Consider the following 17,405-nt stretch of genomic DNA (forward strand, 5'->3'; position numbering starts at 1 on the left):
GGTAATTTGGCATTTGACAAGTGCACGCTGTTGAGTTCTCAAGGATCGGATGCTCCTGCTACTCGGCCTCTCAGCTCCGCCCGCAGGGCAACTTCACTATCTTATGTGTCGCTTCGCTTCTGTCAAATCCGCGTTCCCGACAAGATGTCGGGCACAGCGATCATCGACGACTTCACGAAGCTGGATCTGCTCCGGACGTTCAGCTTCTCGCCGATCCGCCGGGCAACTTGTTGAGTCTATGGGTTTCTGCGTGACTGTCAAAATCGACGCTCACGCGCCGAGCCCGACCCGCAACTGTTCGACCGCCCAGTCGAGCTCGGTGGCCCGCACGACCAGCGGCGGCGCGAAGCGCACCGTCTGTCCGTGGGTGTCTTTCGCGAGCACACCCCGCGCGAGCAGCCGTTCGGCGATCTCGCGACCCGTGCCGACGGCGGGGTCGATGTCCACTCCCGCCCACAGTCCCGCGCGGCGCACCGCCGTGACGCCGTGGCCGATGAGAGCCGTGAGCTTGTGCTCGAGGTGCTCGCCGAGCGCGAGTGCCCGCGATTGGAACTCGCCCGACTGCAGCATCTCGACGACCCGCAGCCCGATCGCCGCAGCGAGCGGATTGCCGCCGAAGGTCGACCCGTGCTCACCGGGCCGGATGACCCCCAGCACGTCGCGATCGGCGACGACGGCCGACAGGGGCAGGATGCCGCCACCCAGCGCCTTGCCGAGCAGATAGACGTCGGGCACGACCTGTTCGCGGTCGCACGCGAACGTCGTGCCGACGCGGCCGAGCCCCGACTGGATCTCGTCGGCGATGAACAGCACGCCGCGCCGGGTGCAGATCTCGCGCACTTGCCGCAGGTAGCCCTCGGGCGGCACGATGACGCCCGCCTCGCCCTGGATGGGCTCGATCAGCACGGCCGCCGTGTTCGGGGTGATCGCCGCTTCGAGCGCGGCGGCGTCGCCGAACGGCGCGTGCACGAACCCGGGGGCGAACGGCCCGAACCCGGCGCGCGCCACGGGGTCGTCGCTGAAGCCGACGATCGTCGTCGTGCGGCCGTGGAAGTTGCCGTGCGCGACGATGATCTCCGCCGCATCCGGCGCGATGCCCTTGACGCGCTCGCCCCACGCGCGCGCGACCTTGATGCCGGTCTCGACGGCTTCGGCGCCCGTGTTCATGGGCAGCACCATGTCTTTGCCGGCGAGTTCGGCCAGCGCCGCGGCGAAGAGCCCGAGCCGGTCGTTGTGGTAGGCGCGGCTCGTGAGCGTCAGCCGTTCGAGCTGCTCGCGCGCCGCGGCCAGCAGCGCCGGATGCCCGTGCCCGAAGTTGAGCGCCGAATAGGCCGACAGCAGGTCGAGGTACCTCTTGCCCTCGACGTCGGTGACCCACGCGCCCTCGCCGCGCGCGATGACGACGGGAAGCGGTTCGTAGTTGTGTGCGACGTGCTCGGCCTCAGCGGCGATGATGGCCGCTGTCGCAGCATCCGTCGAGAAGATCTCGGTGGTCATGGCTCCCCCTCAGCGTCGCAGTTCGAGCGTGCAGCACTTGATGCCGCCGCCGCCGAGCAGCAGCTCGGACAGGTCCACGAGCACGGGGTGGTATCCCCTGGCGCGCAGCTGCGCTTCGAAACCCGTCGCGCGCGGCGAGATGATGACGTTGCGGCCGTCGCTGGCCGAGTTCAACCCGAAGACGGCGCCGTCCTCGTCGGACACCCGGATCGCATCGGGGTAGCGCTCGGCGAGCACCCGCTGCGAGCGCTCATCGAACGCGTGCGGCAGATACGCGATGGTGGCGCGCTCGACGCCTCCTTCACCCTCGACGGGGTCGAGCACGGCGAGCGCCGTGTCGAGGTGGTAGAAGCGCGGGTCGACGAGGCCGAGTGAGACGACCTCCTTGCCGAAGAGCTCCGACAGCTCGCGGTGACTGTCGTCGGTCGAACGGAAGCCCGACCCGGCGAGGATCGTGTCCCCCACGAGCAGGAAGTCGCCCTCCCCCTCGTTCACTTCGCGCGGCTCGACGACGTCGAAGCCGTTCGCGCGGAACCAGTCCATGAACGCGGGCGCCTCGGGCACCCGCTCGGCGAAGCGGAACTTCGCGCCGTACGCGACACCGCCCACGACGAAGCCGCCGTTGGCCGTGTAGACCATGTCGGGAAGCCCCGGCACGGGATCGATCAGGTGCACATCGTGACCGAGCGAGACGTAGGTGTCGTAGAGCGCCTGCCACTGCCGCACGGCGAGCGCCGTATCGGTGGGTCTGGTGGGCTCCATCCAGGGATTGATCGTGTAGCTGACCGTGAAGTGCTCGGGTCGGCACATGAGATACGTGCGATGCTGCTGGATGCGGGTCGTGGTCACGATGTCGTCGGGGACGGTGTTCGGCGTAGACATGAAGCTCCTCGCGAAGGTTCGGCGGACGCTGTCCACGGGCCCGCCGGCCCCGATCCGGCGCTCATCCAGGAGCAGCAGGCGGGGAAGCGACACGGGCACGCCGCATCCATTCTCGCACGCGACGCCCTCCGGACCGAGCCGAGGACGGTCTTCTCAGTGCGCGCGCACGACGACCTTGCCGACCGTGCGACCGGCTTCGACGTGCGCGAGGGCGCTGCGCGCGTCCGACAGCGGCCACGTGCATTCGACCACCGGCGTGATCCGCCCCGCGCCGACGAGGCCGACGAGGGTGTGCAGCACGTCGGGCTTCGCGACCGCCGTGAGGGGCCGCAGCGATCGCCGGGAACCGACCGAACGAGCGGATGCCGCGGCGATCCGGCCGATCGGACCGAGCAGGCGTCCGCCGTCACCGGACACGAGCACGACCGAGCCGCCGTCGCGCACGAGGTCCTGAAGAGCACGCAGCGGAGCGGTCCCGGCGATGTCGAGGACGGCGTCGAAGCCGCGCCCGAGCTCAGGCCCTCCCGGCTGCACGACTCGGTAGTCGAAGGTGCGTGCGGCGCCGATCGACGAGACGAGAGCGCGACTGCGCGCTCCGCACAGCGCCCACACTTCGGCCCCGCGCGCGACGGCGAGCTGCACCGCGAAGGTGCCCACTCCGCCGGACGCACCGATCACGAGGACGCGGTCACCGCGCCCGACGCCCGCGTGTTCGAGCGCCTGCCACGCGGTGCCTCCCGCAACCGGCAGCGTCGCGGCATCCGTCATCGATACGTCGTCGGGCACGGGCACGAGCCGGTCCGCCGGCGCGACGGCGGACTCGGCGAGCCCGCCTCCCGGCAGCTCGCCGACGACGCGATCGCCCGGCGCGAACCGCGTCACTCCCTCTCCGACGGTGACGACGCGGCCGGCGACGTCCATACCGCGCACCGCGACGCGCGGCGCCCGCAGCCCGAAGAAGGGCCGGACGAGCAGGGGCTCCCCCCGCATGATGTGCACGTCGCCGGCGTTCAGCGCCGTCGCGACGACGTCCACGAGCACGTCGCCCCGCCCCGGCTCGGGAACATCGACGTCCGCACGGGCGACGACATCCGCCGAGCCGTATCGACGCTGCACCCACGCCGTCATCGTCGCGCTCATGTCACCCCTCCGGGTACTGGAAGACATCGTCGATGCCGAGGCCGAAGACGCGCGAGAGCTGGAACGCGAGCTCGAGCGTCGGCGAATAGCGACCCTGTTCGATCGCGATGAGCGTCTGGCGGGTGACTCCGATGCGTCCGGCGAGCTCGGCCTGCGTCATCCCGGCCCGTTCCCGCAGGACGCGGATGACGTTCGTGACCTTCGTCGGCTTCACCATCAGAGAAGTCCGCGGCGGTAGGCGATGACGCTCGCGACGCCGCCGACGAAGGCGGACAGGGCGAAGCCGAAGAACATCGCGTTCGCGATCCAGAACCGGTCTGCCTCGAGAGCGCACAGGACGATGACGCCGAGTCCCGCGATGACGAGGAACGACTGACCGACGCGCGAACCCATGCGCGCGATGTCCCGATCGCGCACGTCGGACCGGCCGACGCCGTCGGGACCCCGCAGGCCCGCGAGCAGACCCCACAGGATGCTCAGCACGATCGTGCCGACGATGCCGCCGCCGATCGTCCAGAGCATGATGGGCCACCACTCGACATCGGTCAGTGCACCCCCGCCCGCCTGCTGCAGCACGATGATGACGTAGGCGGTCATCGTGACGACCGTGACGATGAGTCCCGCCCAGGCATTGCGCTCTTCGTAGACCATGGTGCATCCCTCGACGTGTAAAGAATGTTTGACAGGGTGAGCGTACGACCGCCCGTGCGGTGATGTCAAGAAAAATTGACACAGCGGTTCGCCGTCGGCTTTCGGTTTAGGATTCTTCGACCGTCACAGCCGACGGCTGCCCGAACACCGGAGTTCTCATGCGCAAGCGCTGGATCGCGCTCATCGTCGTCGCCGCCGTGCTCGTCGTCGCCCTCGTCGGCGGCTACTGGGCCGGGCGCAGCCTCTTCCACATGCCCACGGCGAAAGGCGTCGACTCGGTGATCGGCGAGATCGGCGGCGAACGCGTGCTGGGCGTCTTCGCGCATCCGGATGACGAGCAGACCGTCAACGGCCTGTTCTGGCGGGCGAAGGACCGCGACGGCGCGTACACCGCGATGGTCACCGCGACCGCCGGCGAGGCCGGGCACCAGGTGCCCGTCGTCGCACGGCAGGATGACCTCGGCATCGTGCGCACCGCAGAGGCGCTCAAGAACAGCTTCAACCTCGGCGTCGACGAGCACGAGGTGTGGGACTACCCTGACGGAGGAGTGCCCGGGGTATCGGAGCAGGAGCTCGTCGACCGGCTCGTGACGACCATGAAGCGCGTGAAGCCCGACGTCGTCGTCGGCTTCTGGCCGGCCAGCGGCGCGACCGGCCACAAGGACCACATGCAGATGGGCCGGGCCACCGAGCTCGCCATCGCGCAGCTCGCCGATGAAGACGGCCCCTACCGGGGACCCGATCAGCTCGTCTACACGATCAGCCCCACCACGGCGCTGTCGCTGTTCGGCGGCGAGCAGGGCGCCCTGGTCGTCGCGAACCAGCCGGACCCCGAGTTCGCCATGTCGGCCGAGGTCGGAAAGAAGCACGAGGGCTGGGCGATCCACGCGTCCCAGGCGGACTACCTGCAGTCGGCCTACTATCTGCCCGCGTGGCTGGTCTACCTGCTGTGGGACCAGGAGTTCTACCACGTGCGCGACCTTCACGAGGATCCGATCCGATGAGCGGATCGACACCCGGGCTCGCGGACTGAGATCCTGATCAGCATGGCTCGCCGATCCGCCGAGGACACCCGCCGCCTCATTCTGGACGCCGCTCTTCACCTGCTGCTGGAGCGTGGCGCGACGGCGGGTGTGCAGCACATCCGCCTGCAAGAGGTGCTGCGCTCGGTCGAGCTCACGTCCGGCGCCGCCTATCGTATCTGGGCCGATCAGGACGAATTCCACCGCGAACTCGCGGTCGAGATGGTCCGGCTGAGATTCGCGGGACCCGTCGCGAGCGCGTCGAGCGCGATCCGCGACGTGCTCGCCGACGACGGGACGATGGACGACGTCGTGCGCGCCGCGGCCCTGGACCACGTCACCTACGCGTCGAGGTTCCACCTCGAGCCGGGATCACGCGATTCGCATGCCTTCATCACGGCGCTCGCGCTGCGCACGGCGGCGGGGTCCTGGCCCGAGCTGCGCGAAGCGAGCGCCGAGCGTCATCGCGAGTCCGTCGAGTCGTTCGCCGTGTTCTACGCCGAGCTTCTGCGCCGCTTCGGACGACGTCTGCGGACGCCGTTCACGATCCTCGACTTCGCCGAGGCGATGGCAGCGCTGGGCGAGGGCTTCGCCGTGCGTGCGGCCGAGGGCCTGGACCATCCGAACTACGACATCCCCGAGGGCGCCGAGGCCCCTCCGGGCGAGTGGACGCTCTTCGGCATCTCGATCCTGGGCCTGGTCTCCGCCTTCACGGTGCCGGTCGACGAGGACTGAGAGCGGACCCCGGCCGATGCGCGATCACGCGGACGGCCGGGGTCGCTGACCCCACTTCGGACGAGCCGCACGAAACCCGAGTCCGGCGGCGCAGTCGTCCCCCTCCACCCATCGTGACCGCTGCCGTGCGCGGCGTCCAGAAAGATAACTTCTTTCTCTTCCCGGATGCCGCGCACGCGGTCAGATGCGTCAGATGACGTCTTCCGACCACGGGTCGGGGTTGCCGAACCGGTGCGCCGTGATGGTGATCGACTGCTCGCGCAGGAACGGCAGCAGCTCGAGGCGTCCGGCCGTCGTGACCTCGTCGTGGTAGACCGCGACATCGGGGTTGCCGCCCGTCGCCTCGGCGACGGCGTGACGCACCTCGGCGATGGCCTCGGGCGAGCCGACGAGACGCACGCGCTCGACGGGCTCCGCGCCCTTGAGCGACGCGGCGATGCGCGCGGTCCACTCCGCGTCGGACTCGACCCACACCGTGACGCCCACGTCCGACAGGACGCGGCGCACGGCCGGGGGCAGACCCACGGGCGTGGAGACCGTGAACGGGGCGCCGGCGCGGATGCCCGCGACGACGACGCGCAGCAGCGCCTGCCACGTGGCATCCCCCGTGGCGCGGACCGTGACGCCCGGCGCCGGACGGTAGCGGAACAGGTTGCGCTCGACGCCGAGGCGCGAGACGTCCTTGACCTGGCCGAACTCGCGGTCCCACGCGATGGCGTCCGACAGCGCGCCGCGGCGCAGCCACTCGAACTCCTCGTAGCCGAGCGACGGCTGAGCCGCCTCGATGACCGAGGTGATGCGTGTGTCGAGCCCGCGCAGGTGCAGGGTCGCCGACGTCGACGCACCCGCCGACGCACGCCACGAGCCGAGGCCGATCAGATAGTTCGGGCCACCGGCCTTCGTGCCGGCGCCGACCGAGGAGCGCTTCCAGCCGCCGAACGGCTGGCGCTGCACGATGGCGCCGGTGATGCCGCGGTTGACGTACAGGTTTCCCGCCTCGACGCGATCGAGCCACGTCGCGAGGTCTTCGGGGTTCTGCGTATACAGGCCCGCCGTCAGTCCGTACGCGACGGCGTTCTGCATCTCGATGGCTTCGCTGAGCGAACTCGCGTGCATGATGCCCATGACGGGGCCGAAGAACTCCTCGCGGTGGAACCGCGAACCGGCGCGCACGCCCGTGCGCACGCCGGGGGTCCAGAAGCGGCCCTCGTACTTGGCGGCATCCGCACCCTCGACCGTGATGCGCTCGGGCTTGACGAGCCACTGCTCACCCTCGTCGAGCGTCGTCAGCGCCCACTGCAGCTTGCCGTGCGGCGCCTCGACGACGGGACCCATCTCGCTCATCGGGTCGGTGGGCACGCCCACGCGCAGCGACCGGGTCGCGTCGACGACCTGACGGGCGAAGCGCTTGGAGCGCGCGACGGGACCCACGAGGATCGCGAGCGACGCGGCCGAGCACTTCTGGCCCGCGTGGCCGAACGCGCTCTTGACGAGGTCGCCCGCCGCGAGGTCGAGGTCGGCCGACGGCATGATGATCATGGCGTTCTTGCCACTGGTCTCGGCCAGGAGCGGCAGTTCGGGGCGCCACGAGCGGAACAGCGCCGCCGTCTCCCACGCACCCGTGAGGATGACGCGGTCGACGTCGGGGTGCGACAGCAGACGGCGACCGAGGTCACCTTCGTCGATGTCGACGAGCGCGAGCACTTCGCGGGGCACGCCCGCCTTCCACAGCGCCTCGGTGACGACGGCCGCGCAGCGGCGCGCCTGGGGCGCGGGCTTGAACACGACGGCCGAACCGGCCGCGAGGGCGGCGAGCACGCCACCGGCCGGGATGGCGACGGGGAAGTTCCACGGGGGCGTGACGACGGTGAGTCGTTCGGGCACGAACACGGCGCCGCTGACGCTGTCGAGCTCGCGCGCCGTCGCGGCGTAGTAGTTGGCGAAGTCGACCGCCTCGCTCACCTCGACGTCGCCCTCGGCGAAGACCTTGCCGGTCTCGGATGCCGCGACCTCGATCAGGTCGCCACGGCGGGCCTCGAGCTCGCGCGCGGCGGCCTGCAGCACGGCGGCACGCTCGGCGGCGGGCTTGGCGCCCCACGCCGCGGCGGCGTCGCGGGCATCGGTGACGATCTTCTCGAGCACGTCGGCGTCGTCGACGCGCGCGGCCTGGATGGTCTCGACGCCGGCGTCCGACTGCTCGACGCGGCCGAGGATGTCGTTCGCCCAGTCGCGGTTGACCTCGAGGGCCGGGTCGCTGTCGGGGGCGTTGTCGAAGCCCGGGGCGCCGGCGGAGGGCTGGCCCGATTCGCGCGACGCGTAGACGGCGGTCTCGACGTAGGCGTCACCGGCGAACATCTGCGATTCGGCGGTGGGCTCGATCGGCGCCGTGTCGGCGGGCTCGGGCGCGGCGGTGCGTGCGATGCCGAGCACGGCCTGCGTGAGGCCTTCCTCTTCGGCGGCGTTCTCGCGGCGCAGTGCCCGCGCGCCCGCACGAGTGAGGCCGGCGGCCGACTCGAGCGTGCGATTCTGCGTGCGGTTGGGACCGATCGCCAGGGTCGGGTCGACGGCGCGGGCGAGCGAGGCCGTGAAGCGGTCCTGCTCGCGCTGGAACATCGTCGCGTCGTCGGCGAGGTCGAACGCCGCCGAGAGGAAGTTCTCCTGGGATGCGCCCTCTTCCAGGCGGCGCACGAGGTAGCTGATCGCGACGTCGAACTCGTCGGGGCGCACGACCGGGACATAGAGCAGGACGGGCCCGACGTCGCGCGTCACGGCCTGGACCTGGCCCTGGGCCATGCCGAGCAGCATCTCGAAGTCGATGCCGTCCCGCACGCCGCGCTGGCCGGCGAGCAGCCACGCGTACGCGATGTCGAAGAGGTTGTGGCCGGCGACGCCGATCCGCACGGCGGCGGTGTTCTCGGGGTGCAGCGCCTCGTCGAGGCAGCGGATGTAGTTGGCGTCGGAGTCGACCTTGGTGTTGTAGGTCGCGAGCGACCAGCCGTGCACGGCCGCATCGACGTGCTCCATGGCGAGGTTCGCGCCCTTGACCAGACGCACCTTGATCGGCGCGCCACCGGCGGCGACCCGCTGCTGCGCCCACTGGGTGAGGTCGCGCAGCGCCGGCGCGGCATCGGGCAGGTAGGCCTGCAGCACGATGCCGGTCTCGAGCGAGGTGAGCTCGGCGTGCTCGAGGATCCGCTTGTAGACCGCGATCGTCAGGTGCAGGTCGCGGTACTCCTCCATGTCGAGGTTGATGAACGTGCCGTTGGAGGCGGCCGTGAAGTACAGCGGCATGAGGCGCTCGACGACCAGGTCGACGACGTCATCGAACGCCCACATCGAGATGTGGCTCACGATCGCCGACACCTTGACCGACACGTAGTCGACGTCGGGGCGGCGGATGAGCTCGTGGATGCCCTCGAGGCGGCGCAGCGCCTCGGTTTCGCCGAGCACGGCCTCGCCGAGCAGGTTGATGTTCAGGCGCGCGCCGGACTCGCGGATCTTCGCGATCGCGGGGCCGAGCTTCTCGGGGCGCGCGTCGATGATGAGGTGCCCGACCATCTCGCGCAGCACGCGCCGCGCGATCGGCACGACGGGCGACGGCAGGACCGGCGCCACGGCGCCGCCGAGCTGCACGGCCGAGCGCAGGTACCAGGGCAGGAAGCCCGGCACGAGCGGAGCGACGCGCTTCAGGTTCGTCGCCGCGGCCGTCAGGCTCTCGGGGCGCATGACGCCGTCGACGAAGCCGAGGGTGAACGGCAGTCCGTTCGGGTCCTTGAGCACCCCCGCCAGGCGCTCCGCAGCCGGATCGACATCCGCTTGAGCGGCTTCCTCCACCCATCGCTGGGCAAGGGCGATGGACTCAGCCGCGATATCGATCGTCACGTCGGTGCTCACTATCTTTCAACTCCCGGAGGGCAGGGGGTACCACGCCCGGTACACGGGCATCAACCCCTCAACTTTGCGGCATCCGACCCGTTGGGAAAAGTGGCCATCTATAATCAATACCGTTCTAGAAGTGCCACGAATGGTGGGGGCCATGTTCGAGCTTCGACGCTTGCGGATGCTGCATGAGTTATCGCTGCGCGGAACGCTGGCGGCCGTGGCCGAAGCGTTGTCGTACAGCCCGTCGACGATCTCTCAGCAGCTCGCGCTCCTGGAGCGCGACGCGGGGGTGCGTCTCATCGTTCCGGAGGGGCGCCGCGTGCGCCTGACCGAGCAGGGCAGAGCCCTCGCCGCGCACGCCGCACGGGCGCTCGATCTCGAGGAGCAGATCCGCGCCGAGCTCGAGACGATCGAGCCGGGCATCGCGCCCGTGCGCATCGCGATCATGCAGACCGCCGCCCTCTCGCTCGCCCCGACGCTCTTGCGGATCGTCGCCGAGCGCGAGCCGGCGCTGCGGATCGACATGGCCCAGGTGCCGCCCGAAGAGGGGCTGTTCGAGCTCGAGGCCCGTGGCTTCGACCTCGTCGTGGCCGAGCAGTACCCCGGGCACACGCGCGAGCACCGGTCCGGGCTCGAGCGCGATGTCCTCGGCATCGACCCCGTGCGCATCGCGCTTCCGCCCGATGACCCCGCGACCTCGCTGGCGGACCTCCGCGATCGCGTGTGGGTCATGGAGCCCACCGGCACGGCCGCGCGGCAGTGGGCCGTGCAGCAGTGCCGCGCCATGGGATTCGAGCCCGAAGTGCGCTTCGAGCTGCCCGACCTCGTGTCGCACGTGCGGCTCATCACGGCCGGGTACGCCGTCGGCGTGCTGCCCGACCTGCTGTGGGCCGAGCCCGCCTCGCCCGTGAAGCTCGTCGACCTCCCCGGGGCGCCCACGCGCGAGGTGTTCACGTCGTTGCGCTCCTCGTCGACGGCGCATCCGCACATCCGTGCCGTGCGCCGTGCGCTGCGCGACGCGTACATCGAGACCGCGGCGCGCACGGCGGACCAGCCGTTCACGCCGACGCAGCCGGGCGACGCCTAAGGCCCGCACCGCCTGCGTCGGCCTCCGGCACGCGTCGGACCCGATCAGCGCCAGATGCTCGGGGCGGGTGCCTTCGTCGAGGGCAGCACCGACGCCGCCGCCCAATCGGTGACCCACGGTTCGAGGCCGGGCAGGTCGTCGGGCTTGTGCAGCGCCTGGAATAGCTCCTCGAGCGGCACGATCCCGCCACCGCGGCGCAGGAACCGCGCGCGCACGATCATCTCGGCGTAGATCTCACCGTCGACGACGGCCCGATGCACGAGGTACGTCGACTTCTCGTCGTGGCCGAGCAGGCGTGATTCGACCGTGAACCGCTGCCACAGCTCGAGGGACTTGCGGAACGTGATCGTCGAGCTCGCCACGACGGCGTACCAGCGCTTCTCGCGCAGCAGGTCCCACATGCCGGTGCGCACGAGCAGGTCGAACCGGCCGAGGTCGAACAGCGACGGGTACCGGCCGTTGTTCATGTGCCCGAGCAGATCCAGGTCGGTGGGCAGCGTCCGCACACGGACTCGGCCGACGGCGCGCGGATCGGTCAGACCGTGCCGGCGCACGTGCCGCTTCGCGCGCCAGATCGTCAGCAGGGTGCGCCACATCACATTCACGAAGAGCGATGGTAGCCATCGGCCCCCGATCAGCCGATTCGGTTGCAGGTTTCCCACAGTCCGCACCCGGACATCGGCGTGGCATCATCCCCGGCGACAGCCGATTTCGCGTCCTCGCGCGGCCAGCGTAGAGTCTGGCCATGGAAGCCGAAATCCAGACAGACGTCGTTGTCCGTCCGGTTCGCGACGTCGACGCCGAAGCACTCGGTCGCGTCCACGCCACGTGCTGGCACGAGACTTACGACCACCTCATCAGCAAGGCGAACCTCGAGAAGATCTCGCCCCGACGGATGGCGGAACTGTGGACGCACTGGGCCGCACAGGGCCCCGAGTTCACGATGACCGCCGCGCTCGTCGACGGTGAGATCGTGGGCTTCGCCGGTTCCGGGCCCGCCCGCGACAAGGACGCCCCCGCGTTCCGCGAGCTCTACTTCATCTACCTGCTGAGCGCTTTCCACAGCACCGGCATCGGCCAGAAGCTCTTCGACTCCGTCATCGCGAAGGACGAGCCGCTGTACCTATGGGTCGCCGAAGACAACCCGCGGGCGCACCGGTTCTACGCGCGCAACGGCTTCGCCCTCGACGGCGCGGCGCACACCGAGCCGTTCCTCGGTGAGACGCTCACCGAGGTGCGGTTCGTCCGCTGACCCACGGTGCTGCAGGTCTGGGCCCTCGCGGGCATTCCCGAGATCACGTCAGGCACGGACCTCGTCACAGTGATCGAGGATGCCGCGGGCGACACGCTCGCCGACGGTGACATCGTCGTTGTGACGTCGAAGATCGTCTCCAAGGCCGAAGGACGCATCATCCCGGCCGACGACCGCGAAGACGCCATCACGGCAGAGACCGTCCGCACGGTCGCCACGCGTGCGACGCCGTCCGGCCACCGCACGCGCATCGTGCAGAACCACCTCGGCATCGTCTCGGCAGCCGCCGGCGTGGACGCGTCGAACACTCCCGAAGGCACCGTGCTGCTGCTGCCGGTCGATCCGGATGCCTCGGCGCGAGTCCTCGCCGAGGGTCTGCGCACCCGACTCGGCGCCCGCGTCGGGGTCATCATCACCGACACGCTCGGTCGCGCATGGCGCGAAGGGCAGACCGATGCCGCGATCGGTGCCGCCGGCGTGCACGTCTTCGAGGATCTGCGCGGGCAGACCGACGCCGAGGGCCGCGAGCTCGTCGTCACGCAGCCGTGCGTCGCCGACGAACTCGCCGCGGCGACCGACCTCGTCAAGGGCAAGGCGTCACGGCTTCCCGTCGCCGTCGTGCGCGGTCGCGCCGACCTCGTGGGTCCGCTCGATCTTCCGGGTGCGCGCTCGATCGTGCGCCCGCTCGAGCGCGACATGTTCCGCCTCGGCGCCGACGAGGCCTATGCCGAAGGGTTCGCCGCGGGCGCGGCATCCGTCTGAGGTCTCAGCCGGCGAGGTAGGCGAGCTGCGCGAAGGTCGAGGCCTCGGCGGCGAAGCGCACATCGGGGGCGATCTGCGGATAGACCCGGTCGGTGACGGCCGAGACCGTGTCGTCGTCCGTCGAAGCGGGGATCCCGAGGTCTGCCAGTGCCGCCTGCACCTCTTCCAGGCGCAGGCGCCGGTGCGCCAGGTAGCGACGGGCGATGGCCGCGAGGTCAGGCAGGACAGGGCCGTGCGCGGGGAGCGCGAGGGTGTCGGCGCCCGTGCGCTGCAGGGTTTCCAGCGACGCCAGGTAGGCGCCGAGCGATCCGTCGGGCGGCGCGATGATCGTCGTGCCTCGCCCGAGGATCGTGTCCCCCGTCAGCACCGATGCGGTCGCCGCGCCGTCGAGCGTCGCGTCATCGGGCAGCCGCAGGCACACCGAGTCCGCGGTGTGGCCGGGCGTGTGCATCACGTCGATCCGGATGCCGGCGGCCTCGAGCTGCTCGCCGGGCTGCAGAGGGGCGGCATCCGCGCACAGGGACGCATCCCACGCGCGCACGGGGGCACCCGTCCGGCGCGCGAGCTCGGGAGCGGCCTCGACGTGGTCGATGTGGTGGTGGGTGAGCAGGATGAGCTCGACCGGGCCCTCTGCCGTGATCCTCGCGAGGTGGTCGTCGTCGAGCGGACCCGGGTCGACCACGACGGCGCCGGTGGCCCCGGGGGCGCGCAGCACATACGTGTTCGTCCCGTCGAGGGTCATCGGCCCCGCGTTGGGCGCGAGGACCCGGGTCGTGAGCGCGCTCGTCCGCGTCATGACCGGCAACGCGTCGGCGGCCATCAGCGCGAGCTGACCTTGCCGAAGATACGGGCGATCGGGGCGAGCACGAGCGGGCGTGCGGCGACCCAGGCGACCGCGATGACGACCATCGAGGCGACGAAGAACCAGAACCCGGCCCAGTTCTCGGCGTAGACGCTCGGGTCGGTCGAGCCCTGCGCGGCATACATGTGGTTGAGGTTGCGCAGCGCCCCGGTCGCGAACACGAGGAACACGTGGATCGCGATGAACACGACGAAGTAGAGCATCACCGGGAAGTGCACCGCGCGCGCCCACTCGACGGGGTAGAGGCGGTTGAGGGTCTTGGCGTCCTTGGGCCAGATGCCCGACATCCGCACGCCGGTGATGATCGCCAGCGGTGCGGCGAGGAACACGGTCGTGAAGTACGCCAGCTGCTGCACGCTGTTGTAGTTGACCCACCCGTTCTCGGTCGGCCAGTCCAGCGAGATGTACTGCAGGATGGCCGAGAGCGCGTTGGGGAAAACGTCCCAGCTGGTCGGGATGATCCGCATCCACTGCCCCGTCACGAACAGCAGCACGATGAAGATCGCACCGTTGAGCACCCACAGGATGTCCAGCGACTGGTGGAACCAGAGGGTCAGACTGATCTTGCGCTTGCTGTTCGTACGCGGTGACCAGAACGCGGTGGGCCGCTTCTCGGTGCGCACCCGAAGCCCCGATCGGATGATCAGCACGATGAGGAACACGTTGAAGAAGTGCTGCCACCCCAGCCACGCCGGGAAACCGACGGGCGCACCCTCGGGCAGGTGGTATTCGCCCGGATAGGTCGTGAGGAAGTCCTGCAGCGGCTCCAGCGACAGCAGCCACCGCACCGCGACGACGGCCATCGCCGCGGCGAACAGCAGGCCCGCACCGGCGACGAGCACCGCACCGACCCACTGACCGCGCGTGAACGGGCCGATGCGCTCGGGTTCGGGCGCGGTCGCGACGACGCCCGAGCGGCGCTGCCGCTCGAACTCCCGCCCCGCCGCACCCTGCCACACCGTGCGCGTGAACGGCAGCGGCGTGGAGGTGTCGCGAACGGATGCCGCGACCGCGACCTCGCCGGCGGGAACCGGCGCGGGAGTCTGCGCCTCGGTCGCCGCCGCGGTGGTTTCGGGCGCGGTGGTTTCGGGTGCGGTGGTTTCGGGCGCGGGCACCGCCGGCGCTTCCACCGAGGTGACGGCGGTGTAGTCCGCGGGAGGCCACGGCTCGCCGCCGGCCACGCGCGGCAATCCGCGCCGCACGGCGTGCGATGTGCCGCCGGCTGCCGCCGGGGTCGCTACCGCAGCCGGAGTCGCTGCGGTCGGACCGGCCGCGGTCGGAGCGGTCGCTGCCGCTGTCGCCGGTTGGCTCGTCGGGGCCGGGGCCGGGGCCGGGGCCGGGGCTGCGGCATCCGCACTCGCAGGAGGAGCGGCGTGCGCCGGGGCTGTCGCAGCCGGGGCGGCAGTTCCGGCGGGGGCGAAGGATGCGGGCGGCCAGGGCTCGCCGCCGGCCACGCGCGGCAGTCCGCGGCGCACGGTGGGCGCTGCACCTGCCGTCGGAGTCAGCGCCGCAGCATCCGCTGGCCGCGGTTCATGTGTCGCAGACTGCTCTTCGGCACCAGCCGGAGCAGCAGAATGAGGCAACTCAGCCGCGGGCGCCTCAGCCTCGGGCGCCTCAGCCTCGGGCGCCGCAGCCGGCGCCGCAACCTCGACCGGTGCTTCGCCGGCGGGAGGCCAAGGGTCTCCGCCGGGTCGCCGCGGGAGGCCGCGACGAATCGTGCGCCCGAAAGTCGCCACGGGTTACGCCTTCTTCTTCGCCTCGAGGGCCGCGATCAGCTGCGGCACGACCGTGAACAGATCGCCCACGACACCGAAGTCCGCGATCTCGAAGATCGGCGCATCCGCGTCCTTGTTGATCGCGACGATCGTCTTGGCCGTCTGCATGCCCGCTTTGTGCTGGATCGCACCCGAGATGCCCAGAGCGACATACAGCTGCGGGGCCACCGACACACCCGTCTGACCCACCTGGAACGACTGCGGCACGTAGCCGGCATCGACCGCCGCGCGGGATGCTCCCACGGCAGCGCCGAGCGCATCGGCGAGGTCGTTGACGAGCTCGAACTTCTCTTCCGAGCCCAGACCCCGACCACCCGAGACGACCTTGGCCGCACCGCGCAGTTCCGGGCGCGACGACGCCACGACAGCTTCCTGCAGCTCGCCGAACGTCGCCGACGCACGACCGGATGCCGCAACCTCGAGCGTCTCGACGACGGGCGAGGCGACCGCCTCGGCGCGCGTGTCCACGGCACCCTGGCGGATCGTGATCACGGGGGCACCGAACGTCGCCGTCGAGTCCACGTTGTACGCACCGCCGTACACCGAATGCCGCGCCACGACGCCCTCGTCATCACGGCCGACGCCGATGGCGTCCGCCGCGATGCCGGCGCGGGTGCGCGCCCCGAACCGGGCGGCGGCCTCACGACCTTCGACCGAGTGCGACAGCAGCACCGCATCGGGCTGCACACGAGCGGCAGCCGCCGCGAGCGCGTCGACCCGGTCACCGGATGCCACGAGCACCGCTGCCGCCCCGAGCGCGGCAGCATCCTGCGCGAGCTTGTCATCACCGATCACCAGAGCGACCGGCGTGCCCACCTCGGATGCCGCACCGAGCAGTCCCGCCGACGACTTCGCCAGCTCGCCCGAGGGCATCGTGTCGAGAAAGACCAGAATCGAATCCGCAGCAAACGTCATCTCAGTTCCTCACACCAGTCGGTTCTGCGCGAGGAACTCCGCGAGCTTCTCGCCCGCATCGCCCTCATCGACGATCTTGACCCCCGCCTCACGCGGCGGCTTCTCACTCAGGCCGACCACGATCGACCGCGACACGTCCGCGGCGAGCGCCTCGACACCGAGGTCGGCCAGCGACAGCGTCTCGAACGGCTTCTTCTTCGCCGCCATGATGCCCTTGAAGTTCGGGAACCGTGCGTCCGGCAACGCCTCGGTGATCGAGATGACCGCCGGGAACGTCGCCGACACCTCGACCGTGCCGGCATCCGTCGCGCGAACACCCGACACCGAGCTCTCGCTGATCTCGACCGACGAGAGGTTCAGCGCGGCGGGAGCATCGAGCAACTCGGCGATCATCGCCGGCACCATCCCGCCCGAACCGTCCGTGGACTGGTTGCCCGCGACGACCAGGTCGAACCCGACCTTCTTCAACGCCGCGGCGAGAACCTCAGCCGTCAGCCCCATATCCGCACCGAGCAGTTCCTCATCGACGACCTGCACGGCAGAGGCCGCACCCATCGCGAGCCCCTTGCGCACCGTGGCCTGCGCCGACTGCGGCGCCATCGACAGCACGACCACCTCGGTGTCCGCATTCTTGTCGGCATACGACAACGCGACCTCGAGCGAGCGCTCACCGATTTCATCGAGAACCGCCTCGGACGCGGCACGATCTGCCAAACCCGTCTCGAGACTCAGCTTGCGGTCACCATAGGTGTCCGGCACTTCCTTGACCAGGACGACGATCTTCATCGAACACACTCCTCACACCTGCGGTGAGTCTATCCGCGCATTTTCTTCGTATCCAATCGAGGGCAATATGCCGGCATCGACGCCGACAATGTGCCCGTGTGTATACATTGCGCGTCGTTCGAGGTTCGATCCGCACGACGGTACCGTGGAGGCAGGA

17 protein-coding genes are annotated in these 17,405 nt (G+C 70.2%); 6 read left to right on the forward strand and 11 right to left on the reverse strand.

Annotated features, from left to right (window positions below):
- Positions 1-234 (forward strand): hypothetical protein (locus tag ACWICD_RS11085; RefSeq protein ID WP_376130394.1); only part of this gene is annotated, 234 nt, incomplete at its 5' end.
- Between the two features lie 36 nt (positions 235-270).
- Here the strand turns inward: ACWICD_RS11085 and rocD are convergent.
- The 5 genes from rocD to ACWICD_RS11110 all read right to left on the reverse strand — a co-directional run bounded on the left by rocD (position 271) and on the right by ACWICD_RS11110 (position 4,170).
- Positions 271-1,497, reverse strand: a complete 1,227-nt coding sequence (gene rocD / locus ACWICD_RS11090; protein WP_454140176.1) for an ornithine--oxo-acid transaminase — start codon at positions 1,495-1,497, stop codon at positions 271-273.
- A 9-nt stretch (positions 1,498-1,506) separates the two neighbouring features.
- Positions 1,507-2,379, reverse strand: coding sequence for a dimethylargininase (gene ddaH / locus ACWICD_RS11095; RefSeq protein ID WP_454140177.1), 873 nt, complete (start codon positions 2,377-2,379; stop codon positions 1,507-1,509).
- 153 nt (positions 2,380-2,532) lie between these two features.
- Positions 2,533-3,519, reverse strand: a complete 987-nt coding sequence (locus ACWICD_RS11100) for an NAD(P)-dependent alcohol dehydrogenase (protein WP_454140178.1) — start codon at positions 3,517-3,519, stop codon at positions 2,533-2,535.
- Between the two features lies 1 nt (position 3,520).
- A complete protein-coding gene (locus ACWICD_RS11105) occupies positions 3,521-3,736 on the reverse strand; it encodes a helix-turn-helix transcriptional regulator (RefSeq protein WP_376130405.1) in 216 nt (71 codons plus the stop codon).
- A complete protein-coding gene (locus ACWICD_RS11110; protein ID WP_454140179.1) occupies positions 3,736-4,170 on the reverse strand; it encodes a hypothetical protein in 435 nt (144 codons plus the stop codon). The genes ACWICD_RS11105 and ACWICD_RS11110 overlap by 1 nt, the downstream gene beginning before the upstream one ends.
- Positions 4,171-4,328: 158 nt before the next feature.
- Between ACWICD_RS11110 and ACWICD_RS11115 the strand changes: the two genes are divergently transcribed.
- Together ACWICD_RS11115 and ACWICD_RS11120 are read left to right on the forward strand one after the other, a co-directional pair.
- Positions 4,329-5,174, forward strand: a complete 846-nt coding sequence (locus ACWICD_RS11115) for a PIG-L deacetylase family protein (RefSeq protein ID WP_376130411.1) — start codon at positions 4,329-4,331, stop codon at positions 5,172-5,174.
- Between the two features lie 42 nt (positions 5,175-5,216).
- Positions 5,217-5,927 (forward strand): hypothetical protein, encoded by a 711-nt coding sequence (locus tag ACWICD_RS11120; RefSeq protein ID WP_376130414.1) that lies wholly within the window; start codon positions 5,217-5,219, stop codon positions 5,925-5,927.
- Between the two features lie 189 nt (positions 5,928-6,116).
- Here ACWICD_RS11120 and ACWICD_RS11125 read toward each other — a convergent pair whose 3' ends face one another.
- On the reverse strand, positions 6,117-9,809 hold the full coding sequence (locus ACWICD_RS11125) for a bifunctional proline dehydrogenase/L-glutamate gamma-semialdehyde dehydrogenase (RefSeq protein WP_376130417.1): 3,693 nt from the start codon (positions 9,807-9,809) through the stop codon (positions 6,117-6,119).
- 154 nt (positions 9,810-9,963) lie between these two features.
- Between ACWICD_RS11125 and ACWICD_RS11130 the strand changes: the two genes are divergently transcribed.
- On the forward strand, positions 9,964-10,896 hold the full coding sequence (locus ACWICD_RS11130) for a LysR family transcriptional regulator (protein ID WP_376130420.1): 933 nt from the start codon (positions 9,964-9,966) through the stop codon (positions 10,894-10,896).
- 44 nt (positions 10,897-10,940) lie between these two features.
- On the opposite strand, the gene ACWICD_RS11135 is transcribed toward ACWICD_RS11130, so the two are convergent.
- A complete protein-coding gene (locus ACWICD_RS11135) occupies positions 10,941-11,501 on the reverse strand; it encodes a thioesterase family protein (RefSeq protein WP_376130423.1) in 561 nt (186 codons plus the stop codon).
- A 140-nt stretch (positions 11,502-11,641) separates the two neighbouring features.
- Here ACWICD_RS11135 and ACWICD_RS11140 point away from each other — a divergent pair, with 140 nt between their 5' ends.
- Together ACWICD_RS11140 and cofE are read left to right on the forward strand one after the other, a co-directional pair.
- The gene (locus tag ACWICD_RS11140) at positions 11,642-12,148 is read left to right on the forward strand and encodes a GNAT family N-acetyltransferase (RefSeq protein ID WP_376130426.1); all 507 of its coding nucleotides are present in this window, start codon (positions 11,642-11,644) and stop codon (positions 12,146-12,148) included.
- A gap of 6 nt (positions 12,149-12,154) precedes the next feature.
- Positions 12,155-12,910: a coenzyme F420-0:L-glutamate ligase gene (gene cofE, locus ACWICD_RS11145; RefSeq protein ID WP_454140180.1), complete on the forward strand. Its 756-nt coding sequence runs from the start codon at positions 12,155-12,157 to the stop codon at positions 12,908-12,910.
- Positions 12,911-12,914: 4 nt separating this feature from the next.
- Here cofE and ACWICD_RS11150 read toward each other — a convergent pair whose 3' ends face one another.
- The 4 genes from ACWICD_RS11150 to ACWICD_RS11165 form a co-directional block, all read right to left on the reverse strand.
- The gene (locus tag ACWICD_RS11150) at positions 12,915-13,730 is read right to left on the reverse strand and encodes an MBL fold metallo-hydrolase (RefSeq protein WP_454140181.1); all 816 of its coding nucleotides are present in this window, start codon (positions 13,728-13,730) and stop codon (positions 12,915-12,917) included.
- Positions 13,730-14,953, reverse strand: a complete 1,224-nt coding sequence (locus ACWICD_RS11155) for a cytochrome b/b6 domain-containing protein (RefSeq protein ID WP_454140182.1) — start codon at positions 14,951-14,953, stop codon at positions 13,730-13,732. The genes ACWICD_RS11150 and ACWICD_RS11155 overlap by 1 nt, the downstream gene beginning before the upstream one ends.
- Positions 14,954-15,511: 558 nt before the next feature.
- Positions 15,512-16,462 carry an electron transfer flavoprotein subunit alpha/FixB family protein gene (locus tag ACWICD_RS11160; RefSeq protein ID WP_454140183.1) on the reverse strand — a complete coding sequence of 317 codons (951 nt, stop codon included), beginning with the start codon at positions 16,460-16,462 and terminating at the stop codon, positions 15,512-15,514.
- 9 nt (positions 16,463-16,471) lie between these two features.
- Positions 16,472-17,248, reverse strand: a complete 777-nt coding sequence (locus tag ACWICD_RS11165) for an electron transfer flavoprotein subunit beta/FixA family protein (protein ID WP_454140184.1) — start codon at positions 17,246-17,248, stop codon at positions 16,472-16,474.
- Positions 17,249-17,405 lie beyond the last annotated feature (157 nt).

The organism is Microbacterium sp. NPDC055357, assembly GCF_053644835.1.